Source organism: Solibacillus sp. FSL K6-1523, assembly GCF_038005225.1.
Lineage (GTDB): Bacteria > Bacillota > Bacilli > Bacillales_A > Planococcaceae > Solibacillus.
This window is the reverse complement of record NZ_JBBOSU010000001.1, coordinates 210,866-235,928: the sequence shown is the minus strand read 5'-3', so window position 1 is coordinate 235,928 and position 25,063 is coordinate 210,866. Positions and strand designations below refer to the sequence as shown.

Annotated in this window: 16 protein-coding genes and 1 pseudogene; 7 read left to right on the top strand and 10 right to left on the bottom strand. The window is 38.1% G+C overall.

Annotation, left to right across the window (positions count from 1 at the left end; genetic code table 11):
- Window positions 1–200: 200 nt before the first annotated feature.
- The 3 genes from MHI10_RS01160 to MHI10_RS01150 form a co-directional block, all read right to left on the bottom strand.
- The gene (locus MHI10_RS01160) at window positions 201–653 is read right to left on the bottom strand and encodes an OsmC family protein (RefSeq protein ID WP_340782233.1); all 453 of its coding nucleotides are present in this window, start codon (window positions 651–653) and stop codon (window positions 201–203) included.
- 937 nt (window positions 654–1,590) lie between these two features.
- Window positions 1,591–1,776: a hypothetical protein gene (locus MHI10_RS01155; RefSeq protein WP_340782232.1), complete on the bottom strand. Its 186-nt coding sequence runs from the start codon at window positions 1,774–1,776 to the stop codon at window positions 1,591–1,593.
- Between the two features lie 485 nt (window positions 1,777–2,261).
- Entirely contained in the window at window positions 2,262–6,629 is a 4,368-nt protein-coding gene (locus MHI10_RS01150; RefSeq protein WP_340782231.1) for an S-layer homology domain-containing protein, read from the bottom strand.
- A gap of 559 nt (window positions 6,630–7,188) precedes the next feature.
- Here MHI10_RS01150 and MHI10_RS01145 point away from each other — a divergent pair.
- Window positions 7,189–8,376, top strand: coding sequence for a CAP-associated domain-containing protein (locus MHI10_RS01145; protein ID WP_340782227.1), 1,188 nt, complete (start codon window positions 7,189–7,191; stop codon window positions 8,374–8,376).
- Between the two features lie 57 nt (window positions 8,377–8,433).
- On the opposite strand, the gene MHI10_RS01140 is transcribed toward MHI10_RS01145, so the two are convergent.
- Window positions 8,434–9,123: a hypothetical protein gene (locus tag MHI10_RS01140; RefSeq protein ID WP_340782224.1), complete on the bottom strand. Its 690-nt coding sequence runs from the start codon at window positions 9,121–9,123 to the stop codon at window positions 8,434–8,436.
- Window positions 9,124–9,334: 211 nt separating this feature from the next.
- Here MHI10_RS01140 and MHI10_RS01135 point away from each other — a divergent pair, with 211 nt between their 5' ends.
- Complete coding sequence (locus tag MHI10_RS01135; RefSeq protein WP_340782222.1) at window positions 9,335–10,519, top strand: CaiB/BaiF CoA transferase family protein; 1,185 nt, start codon at window positions 9,335–9,337, stop codon at window positions 10,517–10,519.
- Window positions 10,520–10,766: 247 nt separating this feature from the next.
- Here the strand turns inward: MHI10_RS01135 and MHI10_RS01130 are convergent, their stop codons facing one another.
- The 3 genes from MHI10_RS01130 to MHI10_RS01120 all read right to left on the bottom strand — a co-directional run bounded on the left by MHI10_RS01130 (window position 10,767) and on the right by MHI10_RS01120 (window position 14,341).
- Entirely contained in the window at window positions 10,767–12,227 is a 1,461-nt protein-coding gene (locus MHI10_RS01130; RefSeq protein ID WP_340782220.1) for a Fe-S-cluster redox enzyme, read from the bottom strand.
- A 209-nt stretch (window positions 12,228–12,436) separates the two neighbouring features.
- Window positions 12,437–12,952 carry a hypothetical protein gene (locus tag MHI10_RS01125; RefSeq protein WP_340782217.1) on the bottom strand — a complete coding sequence of 172 codons (516 nt, stop codon included), beginning with the start codon at window positions 12,950–12,952 and terminating at the stop codon, window positions 12,437–12,439.
- A 60-nt stretch (window positions 12,953–13,012) separates the two neighbouring features.
- On the bottom strand, window positions 13,013–14,341 hold the full coding sequence (locus MHI10_RS01120) for an acetamidase/formamidase family protein (RefSeq protein ID WP_340789097.1): 1,329 nt from the start codon (window positions 14,339–14,341) through the stop codon (window positions 13,013–13,015).
- A 967-nt stretch (window positions 14,342–15,308) separates the two neighbouring features.
- Here MHI10_RS01120 and MHI10_RS01115 point away from each other — a divergent pair.
- Entirely contained in the window at window positions 15,309–15,773 is a 465-nt protein-coding gene (locus tag MHI10_RS01115; protein ID WP_340782214.1) for a YusW family protein, read from the top strand.
- A 58-nt stretch (window positions 15,774–15,831) separates the two neighbouring features.
- Here MHI10_RS01115 and MHI10_RS01110 read toward each other — a convergent pair whose 3' ends face one another.
- Window positions 15,832–17,160, bottom strand: a complete 1,329-nt coding sequence (locus MHI10_RS01110; RefSeq protein WP_340782211.1) for an FAD-dependent oxidoreductase — start codon at window positions 17,158–17,160, stop codon at window positions 15,832–15,834.
- Window positions 17,161–17,385: 225 nt separating this feature from the next.
- A pseudogene (gene tnpB, locus MHI10_RS01105) lies at window positions 17,386–18,541 on the bottom strand (IS200/IS605 family element RNA-guided endonuclease TnpB).
- 339 nt (window positions 18,542–18,880) lie between these two features.
- Here tnpB and MHI10_RS01100 point away from each other — a divergent pair.
- The 3 genes from MHI10_RS01100 to MHI10_RS01090 all read left to right on the top strand — a co-directional run bounded on the left by MHI10_RS01100 (window position 18,881) and on the right by MHI10_RS01090 (window position 23,406).
- On the top strand, window positions 18,881–19,828 hold the full coding sequence (locus tag MHI10_RS01100) for a Gfo/Idh/MocA family protein (protein WP_340782209.1): 948 nt from the start codon (window positions 18,881–18,883) through the stop codon (window positions 19,826–19,828).
- Between the two features lie 89 nt (window positions 19,829–19,917).
- Entirely contained in the window at window positions 19,918–21,519 is a 1,602-nt protein-coding gene (locus MHI10_RS01095) for a gamma-glutamyltransferase family protein (protein WP_340782207.1), read from the top strand.
- 552 nt (window positions 21,520–22,071) lie between these two features.
- A complete protein-coding gene (locus tag MHI10_RS01090; protein ID WP_340782205.1) occupies window positions 22,072–23,406 on the top strand; it encodes a CAP and S-layer homology domain-containing protein in 1,335 nt (444 codons plus the stop codon).
- Window positions 23,407–23,456: 50 nt separating this feature from the next.
- Here the strand turns inward: MHI10_RS01090 and MHI10_RS01085 are convergent, their stop codons facing one another.
- A complete protein-coding gene (locus tag MHI10_RS01085) occupies window positions 23,457–23,756 on the bottom strand; it encodes a DUF6509 family protein (RefSeq protein WP_340782203.1) in 300 nt (99 codons plus the stop codon).
- A gap of 23 nt (window positions 23,757–23,779) precedes the next feature.
- On the opposite strand from MHI10_RS01085, the gene MHI10_RS01080 reads away from it, so the two are divergent.
- Complete coding sequence (locus MHI10_RS01080; RefSeq protein ID WP_340789095.1) at window positions 23,780–25,054, top strand: alanyl-tRNA editing protein; 1,275 nt, start codon at window positions 23,780–23,782, stop codon at window positions 25,052–25,054.
- Window positions 25,055–25,063: the final 9 nt, after the last annotated feature.

Below are 25,063 nucleotides of genomic sequence, written 5' to 3'. Positions count from 1 at the left end.
TTAAAAATCCCTCAAACTTTCTTTTTTAACCAAAAAAAGCCTTATGCAAAATTCCTTCCACATAAGACTTCCCCTCACTCAACATATTTACATAAATTGTATCATATTGTCAGAATTGCTTATACATATTCTTCAATCGGGATAAGTAAGAATACTTGGTTTCCGGTGTTTGGCTCATATTTTTCCACAAATTGAAACCTTTATTTAACTGAATTCTCCACAACTACTTTTGATGATACAAGATTAACCGTATTGGCAATTGTATCACCTACAGGGCAGTGTGCTTCAATATATTCTTTGTATGCCTCAATTTTTTCTTCTGAAGCTGTTGTTTCGATATGGAATGTATATCTGATGGATTCAAATCCAGGTCGTACATCCGATTTACCAAGGAATCCATCTGTATCAATATCGCCTTCTACTTCAACCCAAAAATCTTGCAAATCGATTTCAAACTTTTTCGCATATATTCTAGCTACGATGGATTGGCAAGCTCCTAAAGCAGATAGAAGAAGCTCAACTGGATTCATCCCTTTATCTGTACCACCTAAATTTGCAGGTTCATCAATAATGATTTTATGACCTCTAGCTTCTGCTTCAACTAATACATTTTCTTTTAAAGTAGTTTTTGCCTTTACTGTTAATGTAGACATTAAAAATCTCTCCCTTTTCTTATCCGATTTCTCTAATTAACAAACATCAATACCTAGTAATTATATATGTTTTATAAAATTCATAATAACACAATTCTATGAAAATTCAATTATTTATTTTAATCTTTAATAACTAATGAAAATCCGATTTACCAAAAAACATATATTCGATAGTCATACAAATTTGTCGTAGGAGTTGAGACAATTATAAGAAAGGGAGATTTGCATAAGTACAAACGGTATTTTTGGGGGCTACATTAAAAGAAACAGCACTTTCAATTATTGAGAAGCAAGCTAAATGAATTATTAACTCACCGCCTGAAGTAAGAATAACTACTGTTGAAGAAACACCTTAAATGACCAATCAATTACACCTTGGCGTAATTGCGTCCAGATTTTTTCGAGCTCACTCACTAGGGATGTTAGCCTAAGTTCGTCGCGTCCATGCGACAACGGCTAACTAACCTGTATCACGCAGGCCTCTTTAAAAATCTGTGATATCCGCCGGGGCTTGGGTCAACACGATGTCGATCACAAAGACGTTGTCACAGGACGTGACGGGCTTAGCCTTTGTTCCCCAATTCAGCCGGGGTTTGAACCCCCACCGCAAATAGAATTGCCTTTTTGGCATTCATCCCGCACTTATAGAAGTAGCAGACTTCTGTAACTACCACTTTTCTTTAGGTACGAATACATTTGCTGAATTAAGTTAAAAGCCCCTCAAACTTTCCTTTCTCTTCAAACCAAAAGAAGCCCTATGCAAAATTCTCTCACATTGGACTTCCCCTCATTCAATATTTTTATAAATTGTATTGTAGGAATTTCCCATACATAAAACAGCAAGTTATTTATTGAACGATATTTCTTAATGCTGCTATCCCTTCGAAAGTTAAACCCGTAACATCCATCATCCCTTCATTGTTCTTTTCTTTAGCAATTATATTTGGGAATACTTTTTTAGCACTTCCTCCTCGCCAACCTCACCAATCAAAAATTCGGTAGTAATACTTAAACATTTGTTATGGGAAATCCTCTGCATCATCGGTTTGAACTTCCCCGTATGCACCAGCACCCACCGCTCTTCCCCGTTTTTCAATTGCTCTTTAGCAATTTGATCGGCCATTTTGCTCCCTTTTCTTTCCTCAATAATCTCTTTGAAGAGCTCCTGTTGCAAAAACGATGGGTTTCTAAAAATCGACTTCTGCATGAAATTCTGGTAAAAAGAACAACAAAAAATCTTCAAACAGCTCCGCAATTACCTTCTTCCACAAATCGTCATGGGTCAATTGTGACTTCGAGTAATTAGCTGGCTTTTCTAATATTTGCGATGCTATCAATCAATAGCTCCCTTTCGTTTTTTATGAGCTTAGCCAATTTTATAAAAAAATGAATGTACGACCTAAATTAGAAAAACATTTAACACCGCTGAAATTGAGTTCCAAAATGGCATTTTCATGGTGATAACTATGCGAAAAAACTTTTTACTATTTTTCTACCCTACCAAAAAGCCCCATGCAAGATTTTATCTCACATAGGACTTCTTCCTTTATAAACTTGTATATTGCATCTTTATAAGTTGTAGTGAATTGTGGGTACACCCGGTACAGGTTATTGAAACGGTATATTAAAGTCATTGCTGATCTGACGATATTTCAGCCCACTACTCTCATCATTTGCCCATACAATGTTCCCGTATTTATCAATTGTAAAGATAAAGAAGTTATTTCCTTTTGTAAATACTGGTGTATACGCCCCAACTGCAGGTGGGGCCGTTAAGTTAAGTGTAGCTTGTTTATCGGCTACGCTATTAGCTGAAAGCTGTCCTGATCCATATGCAAAAATATCATTGTTCGGTGTATCCGGATTATTTACCAAGTCCATCACAAGTTGTGGGTCAACTGATGTTTTTGAACTATTTGTAACTGCATAGTAATATGTTTGATTTAATGATAAATCGATATCAAGATACATCATTGCACGCATTGTTGTTGAAGCAGGTACTGCAGGTGTACCAGCATTTATGCCTGTAAGAACGGCATCTTCAATCTTACTCTTAACATCGCCTGGCCACTCATACTTCCCAATCTTATCTAAAACAAATCCATTTTGATCTATATAGTCATATGCAATTAACTTATCTGGCTGTCCTGGATTTTCTTGTGGTGCTTTCATCGTCACAGTAAATGTTTGATTCGCAACAGTTGTACTATTTGGCTTAATAACTAATGTCGATTTGTCAGTAGTTTTTGTACCAACTGTATAACTTACAAAACTATAGTTACCCGTAATTAAATTTCCATCTTCATCGGCAATATCTAATATAGTCGACCAATTTGTAGCATCTACAATAGAGTGATTAGTATCTTTTTCACGCATAATTGCTTCATTATAAGTAATCGTAAATGTCGGATTTGTTGCATCTAAGTTTCTATAAACAATTTGATCATTATCAATAAACGGCTTCGTCCCATCCGTATAGAATGTTGCTTTCATCATTCCGCCAATTGGTTCATTAATATCCGTAGAGGTCGAATTGCTACGTTGTCTTACTGTAAAGTTACCATACGTATCCTCTGCTGCAATGTAAATACCGTATTCTTCATGTGCATCTAACTCAGAAATATCAAAATCAATTTCGCCAAATTTATCTGAGCTTGCTTCTTTTAATGTACCATTAATGCTCATAAAGCTTGCTTTACGCTCTGCATCTGATAAGTCCGAACCCAACGTACCATCAATGTCTTTCAGCGTGCCATCTGTATTAAAGTAGTCTGCATTAAGCACTCGATTACCTGCTGCATCTAAAATATACTTTTTCACAGGAATAGCATAGAATTTCGCTTTCTCATCGACATTTAATTTTACTTTTACTGCTGTATCATTATCTTTAATCGATTCTACTCTAATATTTGATACTAACGGTGGCTTTGAATCGCTAATTAATGACTTGCTCTCAATTATCGACAATTGGCCTGAACGGTCTTTTAATACCATATAAATCGAATAACTTGTAAATGGATCAAGATTTTTAGGCTTTTCTACATCGAATTTGAATGTGCCAAGCTCAGCTGGTTTATCTCCTTCTTTATATAAATAATCTTCATTACCAACTGGTCCGAATTTACCTGTCACGATTGATGGATCCAACGAGAACTCATCAACGAAATCGCGGCTTTTAATATCTTTACCTGTGAAATCATAATTGTCTGGTAAAATCATGTAGTAGTACGTTCCTGCTTTTTTCGTCGTTACTTCTACTTCATATTTAGTTGGCCCAGTAATTACATTATCAATCTTAATTTCTGGTATATCTGTATCTTCATGACGATATTCTGCATAGTTACGTGGTACTTGTTGTACTGGCACTGTATCAATATTTTCAAACGGATTTTCTGCTAAGTCCGTTACACCTGGTAAAATTGTTGCACGAATCGTATCACCTTTTACTAAAGCTGTAAGCGAAGGAATCGTTAAGCGAATTTTCGTTCCGTTTTCTGCATATTCCACTTTAGATGGCTTTATTTCTTTTTGTCCAGTTACGTTAACAATACCTGTACCTGATAAAATATAATTATTTACATCTTCAGCTGATTTTTTATCTAGCTTTTCACTTACCGTTAGTTCGAAAATACCGTTCTCTCTATCGACAAGTTTCAAACCTGTATCATTTACATAAGGATGATCTGTATCCGGTCCTTCTGTCTTAATCTCAATATCCGACACCGTACGCATCTTATTACCCGATGAATCGACCATCACCGCGAATATTTCGTAAGTTGTATTCGGCTGAATATCATTTAAGTTTGGCTTTGCGCCGTAGTTATGCTCCGTTATAACAATGTCGCCAGGCTCTGTTGCTTTTCCTGTGCCGGTATGTCTGCTAATAATGTCATCCACCGTTGGAGCAGCATCTGATGTTTTTGGTCGAATATAGTAATAGTACGTACCTGCCTCAGTTGGTGTGATGACAAACTGAACACGTTTCCCGCCATACATTGGGTCGCCTTTTTTTAATTTTAATGTAGGTGGCTGTCCATCAATCGTTGTGAAGTCCGCAGATTCTTTATTCGAAACGTTATCTGCACCATCAATAACAACGACATAAATTGTGTAGTCCGTTAGTGTTTCTAAGTCATTCACCGTAAAATTAACAGGTGTATCTTGCTTAATCGGGCCATTACCGCTAAATTTACTGCCACCTGTTTTAATTTCATTAATTGAAGGTGGCTTCTCGTCCGTTTTCTTTACAATATAATAGTACGTACCATCTTCATCCGCTGTTAATGAAACGTTCGCAAGTGTTCCTCCTGCTGTTACCGATAATTTTAAAATACTTGGTGCCGTTACATCTGGTACAACCAAATCTTCTTCTGGATCACGCTCTACTGGGTTACCATCCTCATCTTCAATCCAGCCAATATTCTCATCATCATTTTCGTAGTCATCAAAAATATCATTTACCGATTTATTAGGTGGTATAATGGCTTCCCCGATGTAAACATGTTCACCAATATCAATAAAACCACTACCTGTTGTTACATATAAATAGTCATAGTAACTATCTGTATGGAAAAAAACGTTTTTCAGTGTATTTTTATATACATACTGAACATCATTCACACCAAATACCGTTACACTGACATCCGTGTCGATGTACATTGCATTGGCATCTGCATACAGTTCGTATTGTGCGACATCCCGCTGAACAGTTATACGGTCAATCGTATCCTCTGCCGATACAAACGAACGATTTTGAGTAATATATAAATTGCGTACCGTTGAATTTGAAAAGTCTACATATTTCTCAATCTTTGGCATACGTGTTTTATAAGACTGCTTCTTCGGTCGTTTTGATGGTTTTGGCTTTTCCGTTAGCTTTTCGTCTTCATCCGGATTTAAAAAGCCTTCCTCCTCTGGTTCTGTCGGCTTGCCCCAATCAATAAAACCAAAGCCATTTATGCTCGCAATTCGTGCATTTTGCAATGGATTGGTCATATATTTCGCTAATGATTTGCGCGGTGTTTCTGCTACTTCTACGCGCCCTGTTAAATCGATATTTTTTAAGCGCAAGTAACTTCCGTTAATGATCAGTTCTCCACCAAAAGTTGAATAATCTCCATCAAGTGCTAATAAGCTTGTTGATGTCCCGCTTGCATTAAGTGTCAGTTTAGAAACGGCTGTTAGCGTCGTGTTCGTAAAAGAACCTTCGATATGTGCACCACTTAAAATACGCTTGTTGGAAGCATTAAAAACTCCGCGCAAAGATGGAGCAATTGTATACGGTACACCGTTTACATAAACTTTATCCCCTGTAATATCCCCTATCGCGTAGACCGGAGTTCCTTTATCGGCTCTCTCTGCACGCCAAATAAATGTCGCCATTTGACCGCGTGTTACTGTGCTAGATGGCTCAAATGCTACCGGTGTTATTCCTTTTGTAATATTTAAATCAACAAGTGTTTGAATAAAATAGGCATTGGCATTTGTTGCTGGTACATCTTGAAATGTATTTGTCAGCTTCGTAGACACACCGAACCGATAGCCAAGCGATATAGCTTTTGCCATTTGACTACGTGTAATATATTCGTTCGGTTTAAAGCTGTTATCTGGGTAACCGCCAATGATGCCTGCTTCTGCTAAAGCCGCGATATACTTATAGTTTGGGTGTGACGCTTGTACATCCTTAAACTTTGGATTTTTAACTTTTTTCGTATTTATATTAATCGACAATGCAATCATTTTTGCTGCATCTGCACGTGTAATCGCTTCATTTGGTCGGAAGTTTCCTTTTGAATCACCTGTCGCGATATTTCGTTTATATAAATCCATGACTGGCTCATAATAATCTGCATTTGGATTTAAATCACCGAATCCATAGGCATGTGTTGGTTGTGGCATTGCTACAATGACACCGCTCGCTGCTAGTACTGCTGCAACCGATGCTTTTGATAGCTTATGCGTTTTTTTCGAATTCATTTAGAGATTACCTCCCCTTTTTTAAATTATGAAATTATGTAACTCGATAACTTTACCCTTCTTATATCGGTCAAATTTTACTTTTCCTTTATAGAAAATTTGATTTGTTCTTTTGGAATCCCGTTTATCCTATTTCCATATATGCCATTAAATTCAACAATATATAGGTTATCCCGCGCTTTCACTGATCACTATGACCTTTTACTAAATCTCTATTTACAATAAAACAAAAAACAATGCTAAATACCCACAACTAAACGTCCTAATTGTGAAGGGGATTTTTGTAAAAAGTAGACACAAAGACACCGTGTAAATATACTCCTTTATACGCAAAATTTCTCCTTTATTCTCTTTATACATAAACGTAATTTAAACCCATTATTTAACAAGACTTACACATTACCTTATATTGGATATTACATAGAACAAAACGTATAAAGTCAATATTTCTAATGAGTCATGCAAGTAATATGCTCAATCACCATCCGTGAAATTCCCTATAAATCTATTATAAAATACTTGAGGTTAATATACTTTTAATTGAAGGGAAAGGTTACAATTGAAAAGAACAAGTTCAATGATGGGGATCATCATTCCAATATTATTTAGTGCTACATTAATCATCGCGAGTGCAAAAGAATCAGATGAATGGGATTCTTTTTCAGATGTTGCGGTCAATAAAAAATGGACAATTACATTTAATAAATCTATTGCAGCAGATTCTGTTAAGCACAATGTTTATATACAAGATCAAAAGGCAAATAAAATTGCGATTCAATCCACTGTTTCTGATAATAAATTAACCATTACACCAACTTCAAACTTACAGTACGACACAAACTATAAGGTAGTTGTCACAAACAATTTAAATACAACCGCTGGAAAATCAATGAACCAAGGTGTCATTATTCCATTTAAAACGGTCGCAAATAATGATGCGTCTCCTGCTAGTACTGCAGTCAAATCATTCCCTACTGAATACGACTTCACTTGGGACATGCCCACTTCGAACTATAAACAATTTAACTTAGTAGGTACAAAAAATGGACAATCCGTTGCTGGCTATGAAACAACTGAAGGACAATCTGCATTTGATATTCAAGTAGGTAGCTCACGTGATACTGTGATAGCCAAATACGGAGAGCCACTAAAGCAAATTAAAAAAAACTTAACAAACTACACACAAACTTATATTGATAAATATGACAACGAAACAAGTGGCACGTACTTAATAGACAACCATTACGTGACATTTTTTTATGATGCACATAAACAAAATAAAGTGCGTTCGATTACATGGGTGGACGCCCGTTCCGAAATGTCGAAACCTGGATTTTTTGCAACTCCTTCAGACGAATTACGTGAAGGCTTTGAACACTTAATGGTAGAGCTTATCAATCAAGCACGCGTCGCAGAAGGTTTACAGCCACTGACTTACACGCCTGGATTTAATGGTGTCGCGCGTAAGCATAGTGCAAGCATGGCCAATAATAACTTCTTCGGTCACGTAGATTTAGCTGGCGGACGTGGTGGCGATCGTATGAAAAATGGCGGTGTCTCTTATTCTTGGTGGGGCGAAAATTTAGCATACGGTCAATATAGCGCCATTTATGCACATGAGGCATTAATGAATTCCCTCGGGCACCGTGAAAATATTTTACGCAAAGAATTCACGCATATTTTCGTAGGAGTCGAATTTAATAATAAAAACCAGCCCTACTTCACGATGAATTTCTATTCGATTTAACAACCTATACCTACAAAATTGACCGAACGCAATTTTGTAGGCTTTTTTATTCCCTTGTTATTCCTTAAAATATTCACCGATATCCTCATCCAATGTCGCTGTTTCCCACGGATACCAATAGTACGTTTCGCCGTCATATTGTAGCCCATAGCGATGTGCGATTGGTGCGTCACTGTAAAAAACCATTTCAAAAGAAGTTGGATCTTGATCAATCGTTTTTGGCTCAAAGTTTTGGTTTTCTTCACTCTCATTTAGAAAAGCGAGAAACGACTGAATTTCAGTTTGGTCATTCAGCGTGGTTAAAAGTTTGTAATCACCTTGTTCATTCATTTTATGCAATTCAACTTTGTGGACTTCTTCTTGAGGCATTGTAGCAAAACGATAGCTATTCATGCTCCCATCTTCAAAATAAATTTGATAGCCATTTATTTTATAATCCGCCTGAATGGCATACACATCCTCTAGCCCTTTAATCGCATAGATTTCCGTACCCTTTTCATGAAAGGCAGCATCACCATTTTTTGATTTATATGAAGTAGTTGTGATATTTTCATCAAGCTTAAATTGCACAACGGATGTGACATCACCTAAAAAGTCGTCTGAAGCAAGCTCTGTTTCGTAAATTCCATAGTATTGTGTATCATTCAATTTTATAAAATCCACCCAATCAATAATTGTTTGTGTATTTGTAAGTGCACATCCTACTAACACGAAAGGAATACATAGCATAAACAGTCGCCTTTTCAATCCATCCAGCCCCCCTTTTTTTATTAGTCGTCTGTATATATAGAGAAGTTACAAAATTAAAACAATCGGACATTAATTTTCTGACTATTTTTGCAATATTGTTACATAGATATATAATTTCATAAAAACAACTGTTATAATACTGGTTACCACAAAGAAAACCTGTTTTATTACATCTTTCTGTTATTAACCACTAAAAGGGGATGGGAAAATGACAATTTTAAACGGATTAAAAGTTCTTGATTTTTGTTCGCTTTTTTCAGGACCATTTGCAACAATGATGTTTGCTGACTTAGGAGCAGATGTCATTCATATTGAATCAGAACGCCGCGTTGATTTAATGCGGATTATGCCACCATATGATGAGGAGCAGGAATCTTATATTCATCAACACTTAAATCGTTCGAAGCGTTCTCTTTCGCTCAATTTAAAAACACCCGAGGCAATTGCTATTGTAAAAAAATTAATTAATGATTACGACATTGTCATTGAAGGATTCCGTCCAGGTGTGATGAAACGGCTTGGCATTGATTATGAAACGTTGCGAGCCATCAATCCGCGCATTATTTACTGTTCCATTACTGGCTATGGACAAACAGGACCGTTCGCCAATCGTCCAGGTCATGACAATAACTATTTATCGGTTGCGGGAGTGCTCGATCATTCACGTTTGAAAGATAAAAAACCAATTGCTATGGGGATTCAAATTGCCGATATGGCGGGTGGAGCTATGCATGCAGCAGTAGGGGTGCTGGCTGCCGCATTACACCGCGAGAAAACAGGTGAAGGGAAATTTATCGATGTTTCGATGACGGATGCGATGTTTGCGATGAATGCCGTTTACGGAGCTCAATATTTTGGCAGCGGACGTCGACCACAGCCAGAAGAAGAAATTTTAAACGGTGGAACGTTTTATGATTATTACCGCACAAAAGATGGGCGCTATTTTTCAGTCGGAAGCTTGGAGCCACAATTCCGCAAGCTCCTTTGTGAAGCACTCGGGATCCCTGAGCTAATCGATAGTAAATTTAAAGATTCGGCATATACGCAAAAACGCTTTAAAGATGCCGTTTCTGATGCTTTTTGTACGAAAACATTCGATCAGTGGCTAGATATTTTTAACGAGGATTTTCAAGGCTGTGTAGAACCAGTTTTAGCATTCGATGAAGCTTGTGAGCACCCACAAATTCAGGCGCGAGATATGCTCGTGGATGTACCGAAACTAGATGGTACAGTGCAACGCCAAATTGGAACCGTTTTAAAATTTGATGGGATTGAACCAAATTATCAATTTGTCGGAACAAAAATCGGGGCACATACGGAAGAGATTTTAGAACAGTATGGGTACTCCGCTCAACAAATCGAGCAACTTGAAAATAACGGGGTGCTAAAATAAAAAAAGGTGTGTCCAAACAAATATTGTTTTGGCACACCTTCTTTATGTTTTGATTCATCCTACTGAGACGAAAGCAGTATAAACGCCTACTCCTGCCACTAATGATAAGACGATCCCTACACAACTAAACAAAATGTTTTTTAACATTCTCATCACCCCTTCTATCTAAAATTTTAATAGATAGAAGGGGGCATTCGCTGTAAGAAATGTCACATCCAAACTCGTATTTCTTTGACAAGACCCCACATTACATTTTCACGGTCATTCGTTGCTCAATAAACTGTCGTAACTTATTTAAGTGCTGAGGTATGACTAAATACTTTTTATACACGCTTAATAGTTTTTCTAATAAAATATCCTGTTCTTCATGAAATAATATTTTCAGTATATTACATACGTGCATGGAGGTCATTTCTGCAATTTGTATGTAAGGTCCTTTTCGTTCTAAATATTGTTCTTGCCATGTTTTTAACGATTCCCTTATGAGCTGCGTTGATCCATCTACTAGAATCGCAATATCTTGCTGAACATTGGCTTCAATTTTATGTAGTTCCTGCGTTTCATTTGGTGATTGAAGTATTTCAAAAAGCACTGTGCATGTAGCTAATTCGTGATTTCGAAGTAGCTCAATCGCAAATTCAAACTGGTTTTCCTTTACTAAGGTATCAATGAGCACAAAAAATACATGCTCTAAATAGTTCTCTTTATAATTTTTCACTATCGCATGTGGTTGCGGGCTCATACTGTTTAGCACATCCTGATATTCCACGACCAACTCAATTGCATGATTATTTAATCGTTCTCCTTCAATTAAATAAAGCCCGTATGTAACAATCGCTTCATGCTCCTTTTTAAAAATAGCCTCTTGAAAAAGCATGTAGGATAAAAGCGTTTTTTCCTTTTCATTCAGCGCTAAACTCCCACTTGACCAATTCGCTTGCAAAGTATCAATACATTTTCTCAACTTTAAAAAATGGCGTCTTCCACTTGTAAAATGGGTTCTCGCATTTAACAGGTGAAGCTGTTTTAACGCAAGGGAACGAGGATTTACATTATCAATTTGCTGAACTAATTTATGAATAATTGATGCTGTTCGATTCACGGTTACATGATGTTGAAGCTGTTGTTTTAAAATTCCCATCAATTCTAGAGGGCGCTCTATTTTTAGTAAAGGCACTTGCAAAAACAATGAATAAATCTTCTTTGCCGAAACATACTCCCAAAATAGAGCTTGCTGCGAATAAATAGGTTGCACAAGAAATTGATCATTCACTTTGTACACATAAATAACATCGAGCCCATTTTTTAATTTTGACGCCTCAATCGGTTTTGAAAAGAGCTGTTCGACAAATTGTTCAAAGCGTATTTCTCCGTGAATTTGTAAAAAGTTAAATAATTGCTGGCTATTTTTTGGGTTATCAAAAAATTGTTGCACCCGCTCATGTACCACTTCAACATTGAAATGTGCTTCCTGAAAAGTAGCATCAAAAAACAACGTTGCTTTTCCCCAATAATTTTTGATCAATTGAAAACAAAATTGCTCTGCTTGTTCTGGATCAACCAAAAATTGCGCACTCGGCAATGTGATGCCCCAACTACTTTGATCTATTTGGTCAGATGAGAATTGCTCTAGACATGTTCGTTCTAAGCTTTCCCCTGTTTGTCCGTTGGTTACTTGAAGTAGCTGCTCATCAAATGATAGCAACAAACAAATCCCTCCTCTTTGCTTTTCCTAATACCTCTATATTAGAAATACACCCATAAAGAACAAACTAATTTGGATGACTAAATTAGTTTGTTCTCGTTCCGCAAAAAAGCACACCTTCCTTCTATCGGCGTTGTAAATCTTGCCTGCCATTTGCAACAGTGGCATTCATACATAAGCCTTTATAGAATTCGATATGCTTTTGCACATATTTAATTATCTCTCAATTGAGTCACGATGATTTTCGTTGGGTTTGCTTGGACCGGCTTCCCGTGCGTTGCCTTTTCGTAAAATACGAATAATAGCTTCCCCGCTAACCTTTCTGAACTAACTTGCTTCCCTGTTAAATCCACAATTTGCGTCTTGCTCCCTACATGAACTTTTAACTTGAGCTGCTCGCTAAATAATCGGTCATCAAATATCCCAACAGCCACTTCACCCTTTTTCCCATACTGTTCAAAAATAAGTAATAGCGGTACGACATGTGGTGGCTGAATCATCGGCAACGGGGTAAGTGAATCAACATAAACCGTAATTTTCCCCTTAACTGGAATCGCTGATACGCCCAAACGTTGCCCATCCTTTGTCATGAGTGGCGTTTCTGGTGTTACTTGAAAAACAATCGACTTTTTATCATCCCGTTCACTTATCGTTTCAATAATCCCAAGCCCTGATTGCACGCTAATTGAGATGACTGATGCCTCAATTTTTTTGACTAGTGGTTTCATAATATCATCTCCTACAGTTCTTTTTTTTCTTATTCCCGAAAAGTAGGCTAGAAAAACCTTCTAGCAATCATATTGTCGCTTGACCGGTTTGAAAATACGGGCTTTTTTAAGATGTGCCTTCGGAATATGCATAGTCGCTGTTACGACACCTGGATTGCGACCAATTTCAATGGACCCAGTAATTGTTGCACGATTTTTTATTTCATTTATAGAGAGATTAAATAACTTTGCCGCTCGCTCCAATGCGTTATCTGTTGCATGATTTAAATTAGCACCCGTCCCAACAATTGATAATGGGTAGCAATCTTCTATTTGCTTCACACCATATTCTTCTGCTAAATCACGCGCAATACGTTTTTCTTCCTTCGTAAACGGTTTTGCTGTGTAAGGTAAATCCTCTTCGTTTGGTAGTAAAATCGGTCCTTCTAATGCTACCTTCTTCAGAACATTCACTTGAAGTTGGACGATGCCCGAAACATCGGTTGTGTGCCCTGCAATCTCTCCATCACCTTGCATCGCATGCATATCTCCCACATATACACCACCACCAGCAACCTTTACAGGACAAATGAGGACCGCGCCTTCACGTACTCGGCTAATATCCAAATGACCATCCGTACGGTGAATGTTTAACTCATCCTCGGTCATCGTAAATTCATGTGGTGCCCCGATTAAAAACGTACCAAAATCACCAGCATTATGGGAATCTGGCATCGCTTTTGATGGTGTAGTCCCTAGTTGACCTACGAACGGACGCATTCTCGCCATCATTCCAATTAAATCACTTGGACCAAATCCTGCAATTGGATGTTGTATCGACTTTTCAGGCGTACGCATAAATTTTTTAGCATCTAATGCAATGCGGCGAGCAGCCTCTTTACCTACCGTTAAACCAATTTCACTACCTGGATGGAATGCCATTGTGTAACCATTCGTTAGTTTAAAAGGTGTTGTATCTGTATCGCATGTAGCGCAACGAACAGACTCTTGCCCAATTCCTTGCATCACTGTTTTTGGATGCAATTTTCCACAGCCTGGACACTTCACTTTCACAAATGGATCCCCAATAAAACGATCTGCCTGTGCTTCATCAGTTCCTGACGATGTAGCAAGTGACGTCACTTGGATTGATTTAATTTGAATAACTAGCGCATCCCCGACTTCCGCACCTTCTACATAAACAGGCTTTGTCACTTCATGCCCACCACGAATAGCTGGCGTAATCATCGGTCCCCAGCAGCCTGGCGCTGTGTTAGCGATAATCGTACCCCCATCCTTTAATGGACCCAACATTGCAGCATACGGATTTAAAACACCATCTGTAAATTCATTAACAAATAACGTTTCTACGGCTTCGACAGTATACTCCTGCACGTCTTTTTGTTCCATTGTTGACGAATCTGTTTGTTGCTCGATTGTTGAAAATTGCTCATTTGACATATGAAACCCTCTTTTCTGAATCAAGTATGATGTGATAAGGCGATAGAAAATTGCAAAAATTTAAAGTGAGATCAGCTACATCTCCGCGTCATTCATCCAGCATTTTTTACTGAATGAAAATAGCCATCATTCGCTAAATTTAGAAGTAAATATACCTTTTCTTATGTGTATTCCCTAAAAAACCTCGTACTTTCTCCTTCTTTGGGAAAACTTTCTTAATTCTATTATACAATTTTTAAGTTCAGAATATTAGATTGATTTATGACAAATGAAGATTATTTCTACTTATAATTATAAGGAATACTATGAAAGAGGGACTTTTTTAAGAGCAATTAGAAATTTCAAGCGTTAATGAGTGAGCAAATTAACGAAATCAACAGTAAAAAAGGACACTATAAATTACTCATTCTATCAAACCCGGTATTATTGTATGCAGCATTTTAAATAGGAATACCGTTGAAACAAAATTTGTAGAAGTTTTAGGTTGGCGGGGATACTTGAGTTGTATCGCTTTGTTACAGATGTCATCTATTTGTTATCATTCTTTCATATGATGACAAACGAATAAATCCAATTCGTAAAGAAAAGCCTTTCGCAGCAAGGTTTCTCGATAATTTAATCATATTACAAATAATTTACGTTTATATTAAAGCTCCCATTATTGTATTTTTTTGCGTTATAGTACTTTTAAGTTCAAATAAATATTTTTATTTTACCCTTTGATTCCACCTAGTAAAACTGTCTCATTTACTAGTAAGCGTAAACCGAAAATATTTACTTTTATTTGAACCATTTGACTAACGCCTTTTTCATAGATACGCAAAGCCCCGGACATTTTATGTACCGGGGTTTTGTATTGAATTTTAAAAATGGGGTATATCAATACTATATTGAAAAAAAGGAGTAGGATAAACAAATGAAAAGAAATTTACTATTTGCACTGCCATTGAGCCTTTTATTACTTGGGGCGTGTAATAATGACAAAGAGACAAAAGTAACAACTACGGAGCCAGTAAATACGAATACACAGACTGAAGCAAACACGAATACTATCGCTAACGAAGGTGCATTTAACTTTAACAGCTTTTCATTAGATGTCGATTACGGGATTAATGATAGCTTTGAGGTCGATTATGAATTGGAAAGAGATGGAGTAGAAGCTTCGATTGAAGATCGCAATAATAAAGTAATAAAAGGGAATGATGCCTATACAAAGCTAGAGCCCATTTTCAAATCCTTTCAATTCACATCTACCTCAACTGATCAAGAAATCATTTCAGAAGTATTGAAAGCTTTTGACTTAGATGAAAATTATCAAGAAATTGAAGTTGAAATTCATTTTTCTGATGGGGTGAAAAAGGAATTTAAAAGCAAGAAGTAATACTTGGTTTAACTTGATTCAGTGAGGGTTCGAACCCCCGCTGAATCATTTACATATTTTATTTCTTCCCGTATCTCTTTGGTGCCTGCTGTATCGCATCCCATACTCCGTTAAATGGCGGCGCATACGCTAAATCTAAATCCAATAAATCTTCAAATGTCATGGCATTAAATAAAGCTGTAGCAAATACATCGATGCGTTTATCTACTCCGCTTTCACCAATAGCTTGCATACCAAGCAATTGGCGACTTTGCTGCTCGACTAACATGCGGATTTTCATTGGGCTTACGGGTGGATAATAGCTCGCCACATCATTCGCCTCGTAACGGTACACTTCTACCACATGATTAAGATCATCCGCCGCTTCATTCGTTAAGCCTGTCATACCGATTTGTAAATCAAAAAACTTTAAGATGGATGTGCCTACAATGCCTTTAAAGGTTTGCTCAATTCCCGCTATATTTAAGCCTGCTATACGCCCTTGCTTATTAGCAGTCGTACCAAGTGGTAAATAATCATCCTTTTGTTTAACTCGGTGATAATGGGACGCACAATCCCCTGCTGCATAAACATTCGGGATGGATGTTTCCATCTTTTCATTAACAATTAACGCACCATTTGGTAATTTTGCAAAGCCATTCGCAAATTGTGTATTCGGCTTAACACCTGTTGCAACGATGACTAAATCTGTTTCATGGCTCCCTTTATTTGTACGAACTCCTCGTATGTTTTGCTGTCCTTCAAAGCCTATAACTTCCTCTTCTAACAACACGTCAATCCCATTTTTAATTGCTTCCTCTAGCACAAGCTCTGCTAACTCCGGGTCAAGATTCGCCATCAGTTGAGTACCACGTTGAATCATACGAACTTTTAAGCCGCGAGCACGAATCGTTTCCGCCACTTCTAACCCAATATACCCCGCCCCAATAACTGTAACATGCTTGGTATTCGCTAAATCTTTCATAAGCACATCCATCTCAGGAATCGTTTTCACATAATGAATCCCTTGTAAATGTTGGTTTTCCCATGCTGGCATCGTTGGTGAAGCACCAGTCGCAATTAACAATCGGTCGTAGGAAAATTCAAATGCTTCGTTGCTATTTACATCTGTCGCATACACAATTTGAGCCTGCGTATCAATCGCTGTGACCTCGTGGAATATGCGTGCATCCATACCATACTTTTCACGATACGTTTCCACATCTCGAGCGATTAATTCATCTGTATGCGATACTTTCCCATTAATCACATACGGCAAGCCACATTGACCATACGAATAAATCGCACTGCGCTCTAGCACAAGAATTTCCGCTTCCTTATCATTTCTGTAAATTTCCATCGCTGCACTCATACCTGCCGCATCTCCGCCAATAATTACTACTTTCATCTTCCACAACTCCTTATCCGCATGTTTCATATATGAATATGCCTATAAGCTTATACTGCCCGTTTCCGCTAAATAAATTATTTTCATTTTCTTGTATACTTTTTTCATTTTCGTTTGTTCTATACATAGATCGACTTACAATTAAGTAAACCTTGAACTACTCCCACCTACGCTATCGCTTAGAGGAGGGAGATTCTTGGCTGAAATCTCTATTAGATGGAGAATTCACCGAGCTAGCCCCGTAGTCCCTACGGTTTGAAGCCTTAATGCTTCTTGGAGAATATTGATGCTTGCGTTGAGATCTCGGTCATGTTCTGTAAGACATTTTGGACACGTCCATGTTCGGATAGCGAGATTCTTTACGTCTTTATGTTGATAGCCACAATGTGAACAAAGCTGGCTGGAGGCAAATGTTTTACCTACTCGAATCACCTGTTTGCCGTGCCATTGTGCTTTGTACTCGAGCATATGCGCGAATTCTGACCAGCTCACTAATGGCTTTGGCAAGTTGGGGATTTTTTTGCATCTTACTGACACGCAAATCTTCAATTCCGATGATGTCGTGGTTTTTGACAACTTCAGTGGATATTTTGTGTAAGTAATCATGCCGTACATTGCGGATTTTCTCATGAATTTTTGCTACTTTTATGCGCTGTTTTTGATAGTTTTTCGCTTCATCTAATGGACAGTTTCGTTTGATTGCCCCCTCTTTTTTACAGGCTAAAATGCGTTGTTCTTCTACTAATTTTGCCTCTAGCTTACGGAAAAACTGCGGGTTGGCGTAGGTTGTACCATCAGATAATTTCGCGAATTCTTTGAGACCAACATCAATGCCGACATTTTTCATTGTTTTTGGGTAGGCTTGGACGTCCGTTTCAGCTAAAAGTGCGATGAAATACTTACCTGTGGGGCTTCTTCTAATGGTTACGCTCATGATTTTCCCTGTAATTTCTTTGGATTTTGCGAATTTCACATGACCTAGTTTCGGGAGTTGGATGCGGCCTTTGATTATTTTTATATTATCATTCGTCATTTTTGTCGTATAGCTTTGTGTGGGGTTTTTCTTCGATTTAAAACGCGGTGCTTCGTTTTGTTGTTTGAAAAAACGGTCATAGCTATCCGCTAAATGTCGTACTGTTGTTTGAAGGGCAATGCTATCTACTTCTTTTAACCAGCTCGTTTCCTCTTGTTTTTTTAATGTTGGCAGCATCGCGGAGCATTTTCCATACGACAAGCCTTTACCCGTTTCTATGTATGTAGCTTGCCACTCCGCTAGACAATAGTTGAAAATATAGCGACAACAGCCAATCGTTTTATTGATTAATGTCGTCTGCTCTTTTGTCGGATAGAGACGGAATTTATACGCTTTATAAGTCAACAATCGGTTCACCTCCATTTCTTTCATTCTACCAAATGGAATGTATGTTCGCAATCGGATTTAGGCTACCGCCTACCGACATTCATCTCCCACTTACTCATTGGGCTACACCCTACACATTCCTTGAAGTGGGAGTCTCCTGTCGGATAATGATAAATATTAATCTTTAGAGATCCCTAGGTACATTTTAGCGCCTAGGGATTTTCTACGTAGTTTCTCCACTAAAAACAAGCTTGCGAGCACACTTGATTCCGCAATTTTAAAATTCCCCCTGTCCAAACACCCAAAATATGCTAAACTAAATATCAGAAAACTCAAACTTTTAAAGGAGCCTATATACATATGACCAAAACTTCGATTGCAATCATCGGAACAGGGGTTGTCGGTGAACGCATCATCAATCAAGCACTCGACAATCCAAACTTAGAAATCACAGCGATTTACGATGAAAATAAAAGGCGCCTTGAAGAACTTGCAGCAAAATATAACGTTCCGACTGTAGCTAATTTACAAGAACTACTTCAGCTCAAACCTGACTGGGTATATATCGGTACACCACCTGTCAGTCACGCATCGCTCGCACAGGAAATTGCGAAACATGGCTTACATATTTTATCGGAAAAACCGTTAGCACACGATGCAACAGATGGAAAGTTGATGGTTCAAGTAGCGCAGCACGCGAATGTAAAAACAGCGATGCACTTCCCACTCATGTACAGTCCAGCTGTTCATCAGTTAAAGCAGGAGATAAAAGAAGAGGCAATGGGCGCTATTACACGCATTGAACTACATACGTATTTCCCAGAGTGGCCGCGTAAATGGCAACAAAATCCATGGATTGCTTCGCGTGAGCAAGGTGGCTTTATTCGCGAAATCTTCCCGCATTATTTCCAGTTAACACATCATTTATTTGGTGATTTGTCGATTATTGCACACGAAACGACGTACCCAGAAGATGTTACGTTATGCGAAACAGGGGTTACCGCGCTTGCGAAAACAACGAGTGGTATTCCAGTAGTCATTAATGGATTATCAACAATTGGTCAAGAGGAGCGGATTGAGTTCAAAATTTTTGGTACAAAAAAAGTCGTCACACTTCGCAACTGGTCACAAGTATTCATAAGTGCGCCGTATGAGGCAGAGCAAGAAGTGATTCCGACTGTTACCCCCAAAACATTACTTCAAGCATGTCATGAAGCGCTTCATACTGAAGATGTCTTCCTTGTCACGTTTGAAGAAGGGCTCAAAGTACAGCGTTGGATTGATACATTGTTTTTAGAAAGATCATAATACGCTTCAATTAATTAATAGGTACCCGTTTTTTACGGTTCCATATAAAAATACACTATTTTCAAATGTAACAAAGGGGGAAATTTGAAATGAATTTTTTACATCATCCGTTTGCAAGTAAGCGAAATACAGTTATGTCCACTCGCGGAATGGTCGCAACGTCTCAGCCACTTGCAGCACAAGCTGGCTTAGACATTTTAAAAAAAGGGGGAAATGCAGTTGATGCTGCGATCGCAACGGCTGCAACATTAACCGTTGTTGAACCAACATCTAACGGAATTGGGAGCGATGCCTTTGCACTTGTTTGGATGAAGGATGAGTTATATGGCTTAAATGCATCAGGCCCTTCTCCAAAATCAATTTCTAAAGAAGCTTTAACTGAAAGAGGATTAGACAAAGTGCCAATGCATGGTGTAATTCCTGTCACAGTTCCAGGTGCCCCTTCTGCTTGGGTAGCCCTTTCAGAACGTTTCGGGAAATTACCTTTAACAGAAGTACTTGCACCCGCTATTTCTTACGCTGAGGAAGGCTATCCTATTTCGCCTACGCTCGGTCACAATTGGAAAAATGCCTATAAACAATACAAAGAAAAACTAACAACAGAGGAATTCACAAGCTGGTTTGAGACTTTTTCGATTGATGGACGTCTACCTGAAATCGGCGAAGTTTGGAAATCCCCTGCGCATGCGGGGACATTAAGATTAATCGCAGAAACAAAAGGGGCAGCGTTTTATAAAGGTGAGTTAGCAGACAAAATTGATGCCTTCATGAAAAAATATAACGGATTCCTTTCTAAAGAGGATTTAATGAGCTACGAACCAGAGTGGGTGGATCCAATCTCGGTTCATTATAAAGGGTATGATGTATGGGAAATCCCGCCAAACGGACAAGGAATTGTAGCACAAATGGCACTGAATATTTATCAGCATGGAGAGGCAAATTGGCAAGATGCAAATAGTATTCACCAACAAATTGAAGCGATGAAGCTTGCCTATACAGACGGAAAAGCATTCGTTACAGAACGTACCCATATGCCTGTGGATACAGAAACACTGTTATCAAAGGAATATGGCGAAAAACGCTTTGCTGAAATAACAGATACGGCACTTGATCCAATCCCGTTTGATATTCCAAAAGGTGGTACTATTTATTTAGCCGCAGCGGATGAAGAAGGAAATATGGTGTCTTATATTCAAAGTAACTACATGGGCTTTGGCTCAGGTATTGTCATTCCGAATACAGGAATTTCGTTGCAAAACCGCGGCTATGATTTTTCACTTGATGAAAATCACCCGAATTTCTTAAAGCCTGGGAAACGTACGTACCATACGATTATTCCAGGTTTCTTAACGAAAGATAATCAAGCAGTTGGTCCATTTGGGGTAATGGGTGGCTATATGCAACCACAAGGACAATTCCAAGTGATCACACATACAATTGATGCCCATTTAAATCCACAAGCTGCACTCGACATGCCGCGTTGGCAATGGATGGGTGAAAAACGTATTGAAGTGGAGCCTCATTTCCCAAATTATTTAGTTCAAGAGCTCGCACAAAAAGGGCATGATATCCACATTACGCATGACAGTGGTCTATTCGGACGCGGGCAAGTTATTTGGCGTGACCAAAAAACAGGCGTCCTCTACGGCGGAACAGAATCACGCACAGACGGTCAAATTGCTGCGTGGTAAAAGAAAGAGAGCTAACTTCAAATAAAAGACGTGACCGAATTGGGTGTCTGTTTATTTTTTAACTTAATTCAGCAGAAGTCCCCTACTTCTATAAGTGGGGGATGAATGCCAAAAAGGTAATTTTATTCAGTGGGGGTTCAAACCCCGGCTGAATCAAGTTAAGCTCCGGCGGATGTCACAGATTTTAAAGGGAAGTTTTTCGAGCGAGCTCGAAAAAATCTGGACGCAATTACGCCGAGGCGTAATTGATTGCTTAGCTATAGACTTTGCTCTACTATAAACCATCATGATGAACAATTCATGGTGGTTTTTTGATTTATCAAACCATATGCGCTATTTTCCCTTTCTTTTTATCAAACACAATAAATAACACAGTAAAATAGACCTACAAATGAAAGCCATTATTATAAATTCCCTTTTCGCGCATCCAACATTTCTATTACCATCAACTCCCCTTCTTGAATATTATGAATCATTTATTATAAAAATTGAAAAACCATCAAAAAACACCAAATCCAATGGTATACTACTGGTAAAAAAGGGTGACTTTAATTGAAAAAAATTACAATATCACTAATAGTCATTTTCACCTATAACGGTTTCACACTACTAACTGAAGCGGCAAGTTACTCTGATGTAAGTACTAAGCACCCATCATATAATGCAATCCAGTGGGCTGATAAATATGGTATCGCCTCTGGTAACAATGGACAATTCAACCCTGCAAGTTCCGTCACTGAAGCACAATTTGCAAAAATGTACGTCGAATTTTTCCAGTTCCCTTCTGTGCCAAATGAACGCACGGACAGTCACGTTTGGTCGGACATTTATTATGATCGATTAAACTACTATAATGCACCTGTAAAAGGGGCGGATAATTATTCCGTTCGAGAGAAGTCCATTAATCGCGGGACACTTGCTCAACTAATCGCATTTGCACATGGGAAACCATCTGATTTGAATAGCGCTGTTACATATTTAATGGCTGAAGGTATCTCATCAGGACAAAATATGAATGAATCGGATCCTGCAAAAATATTCGGAGCTTCTAACTCATTAACTCGTTCTCAAGCTGTAACATTTTTATACCGTATGTCTCAAAATAATCAAGGCACACTCGCAGCAAGCGTTTTATCAGGTACTAGTAATGTAGCCCCAACAAAACCAACAACACCGCTAGAAAGTTTAGACGCGTCAAAACTTTACGATGTGGGTGGAAATTTAAGCTACTATATTACAAACTCTAACTACAAAGAATTTGAACTTGCTGTGTTATCAGGAAAAGATAAAATCGGCGGTTATATAACGAAAAAGGGCGCTATACTTGAAGGCTTCGAAGTTGGAAAGGCCTATAAAGGCGAGGCAAAAGTAAAGAAAAATGGCAAGCTGATTTATATTTTAGTAGACAAGCTAAATGGCAATAAAATTGATGCAATTTACTGGGAAAATGCTGATGAGGTATCTGCGAAAAAATTTAAAATGATGAAAAGGGATACTTCCGCAAGCAAATATTCAAGCTTGGAATTCTTATTTATCGAGATAACAAATGTAACGCGTGCGAATAATGAGATTCATGCGTTAAAATACGACCCAAAAGTTGCAAAATTGGCGAAAAACCACAGTACGGATATGAATACAAACAATTATTTCGATCACTATAGCCAAAGTGGTGTATCTCCGTTCGACCGTATGGAAAATGCAGGTTTATATTTCACTACAGCTGGCGAAAATTTAAGCTACAACTACCCAACAATTTTCGAAGCGCATAATGGATTACTAAATTCACAAGGACACCGCGATAATATTAATAATAAATATTTCTCATATGCAGGTGTCGGAATTACCGGTAGCTACTACACTATTAAGTTTATTACATATCCAAAATAAGCATTACAAAAATTGAAAAGGACCGAGCTGAAAATGCCTCGGTCCTTTTTTTATGCTAATCCTAATTCTGATTTTAACTCTTCGTTACAAAAATCCAAAATCATTTGTTGTTCTTCTTCTTCTAATTCAAACTCTAAGTAAGCATTATCCTTTTTATCAATAATAAAATAGCTGATAACGCGCACATTTTCATCCAGTACGCCGATAATGGCACGGATTTCAAGGCCTGCTTCTGAATAAAGCTCGTCCTCTTCATCAACTTCCACATCTAATAAAAGCTCAAAGCGCTTGCCTTCTATAATATTCGTTGGGTCTAAAATCGTTTCAATCGAAAATTGTGTAATATTCATAATCATGCTCCCTTCAAAAGCCTATCTATTTAATCATAAACAAAAAATCGGATGCGTCAAATGAAATCAAAGTGACAGCGCTCGTTACATATGCCAAACTAGAACTTAAGGAGCTGATACATTTGAAAAACCTATACTATTATCAAGATTCAATGCTCTCTGAATTTAGGGCAAATATTGTGCGCACAGGTTCAGAAGAAAACCGTAATTACGTAGTACTCGATAATACAGCCTTCTACCCAACAGGTGGTGGACAGCCACATGACACGGGCTGGATTAATGATATTGAAATAATAGATGTCGAAAAAGTGGGTGAGGAAATTCGTCATTATACATTAGCGGATGTTACTTCATTAAAGGGAGAAGTTCACGGCAAGCTCAATTGGACCCGCCGCTTTGACCATATGCAGCAGCATGCAGGGCAACATATATTAACAGCTGCTTTTGTGGAGCTTTTTGATTTTGCGACTGTGAGTTTTCATTTAGGCACAGAGTTAGCCACAATTGACTTGAATACAGCGGATGTCACTGCGGAGCAATTAGCAGCTGTAGAAAGCCGCGCCAATGAAATTATTTTAGAAAACCGTCCGATCGAAACAAAATGGGTGGATAAAGAAGGGTTAGCTGAATACAATTTAAGAAAAGAAGTAACAGTGGATGAAGATATTCGTTTAGTTATTATTCCAGAATATGATTACAACGGTTGTGGCGGTACACATCCGACTTCTACGGGACAAGTTGGATTAATAAAAATCCTCGCTACCGAAAAAATGAAGCAGCAAATTCGCATTCATTTTGTATGTGGGCAACGTGTTTTACAACAATTAGCGATGCGCAAACAAGTGTTAAGCGAAGTTGCGCGACAATTAAGTGTTCCCGAGGAAAATGCAGCCGATGCTTTACGAAATTTCGCACAAACAGCTAAGGCGAACGATAAAGCCCTTGGAGAAGCGCAAGATGCACTGCTCGTTTTTGAAGCACGTGAGCTAGCAAAAGATACAATTGCCGCAAGTGTATTTTCAAACCGCTCCATTCAACAACTACAAAAGTTAGCACGTTTTATTACACAGGAAAATCCTGATGCTATCGCCCTTTTAGTAGCCGAAAACGAGGAAAAGTTACAATTCGTTGCTTCTCGTGGTGCGAATATTACGCACTCTATGAAAGATATTTCTTCAGCTATCCTTCCTTTAATTAACGGAAAAGGTGGCGGCAATGATGCCCTCATACAAGGTGGTGGTGAAAAGGTTCTTACCGCCGGGCAGTTGTTAGATGAAATGAAAAAGATATACGTCTAATTATTCACA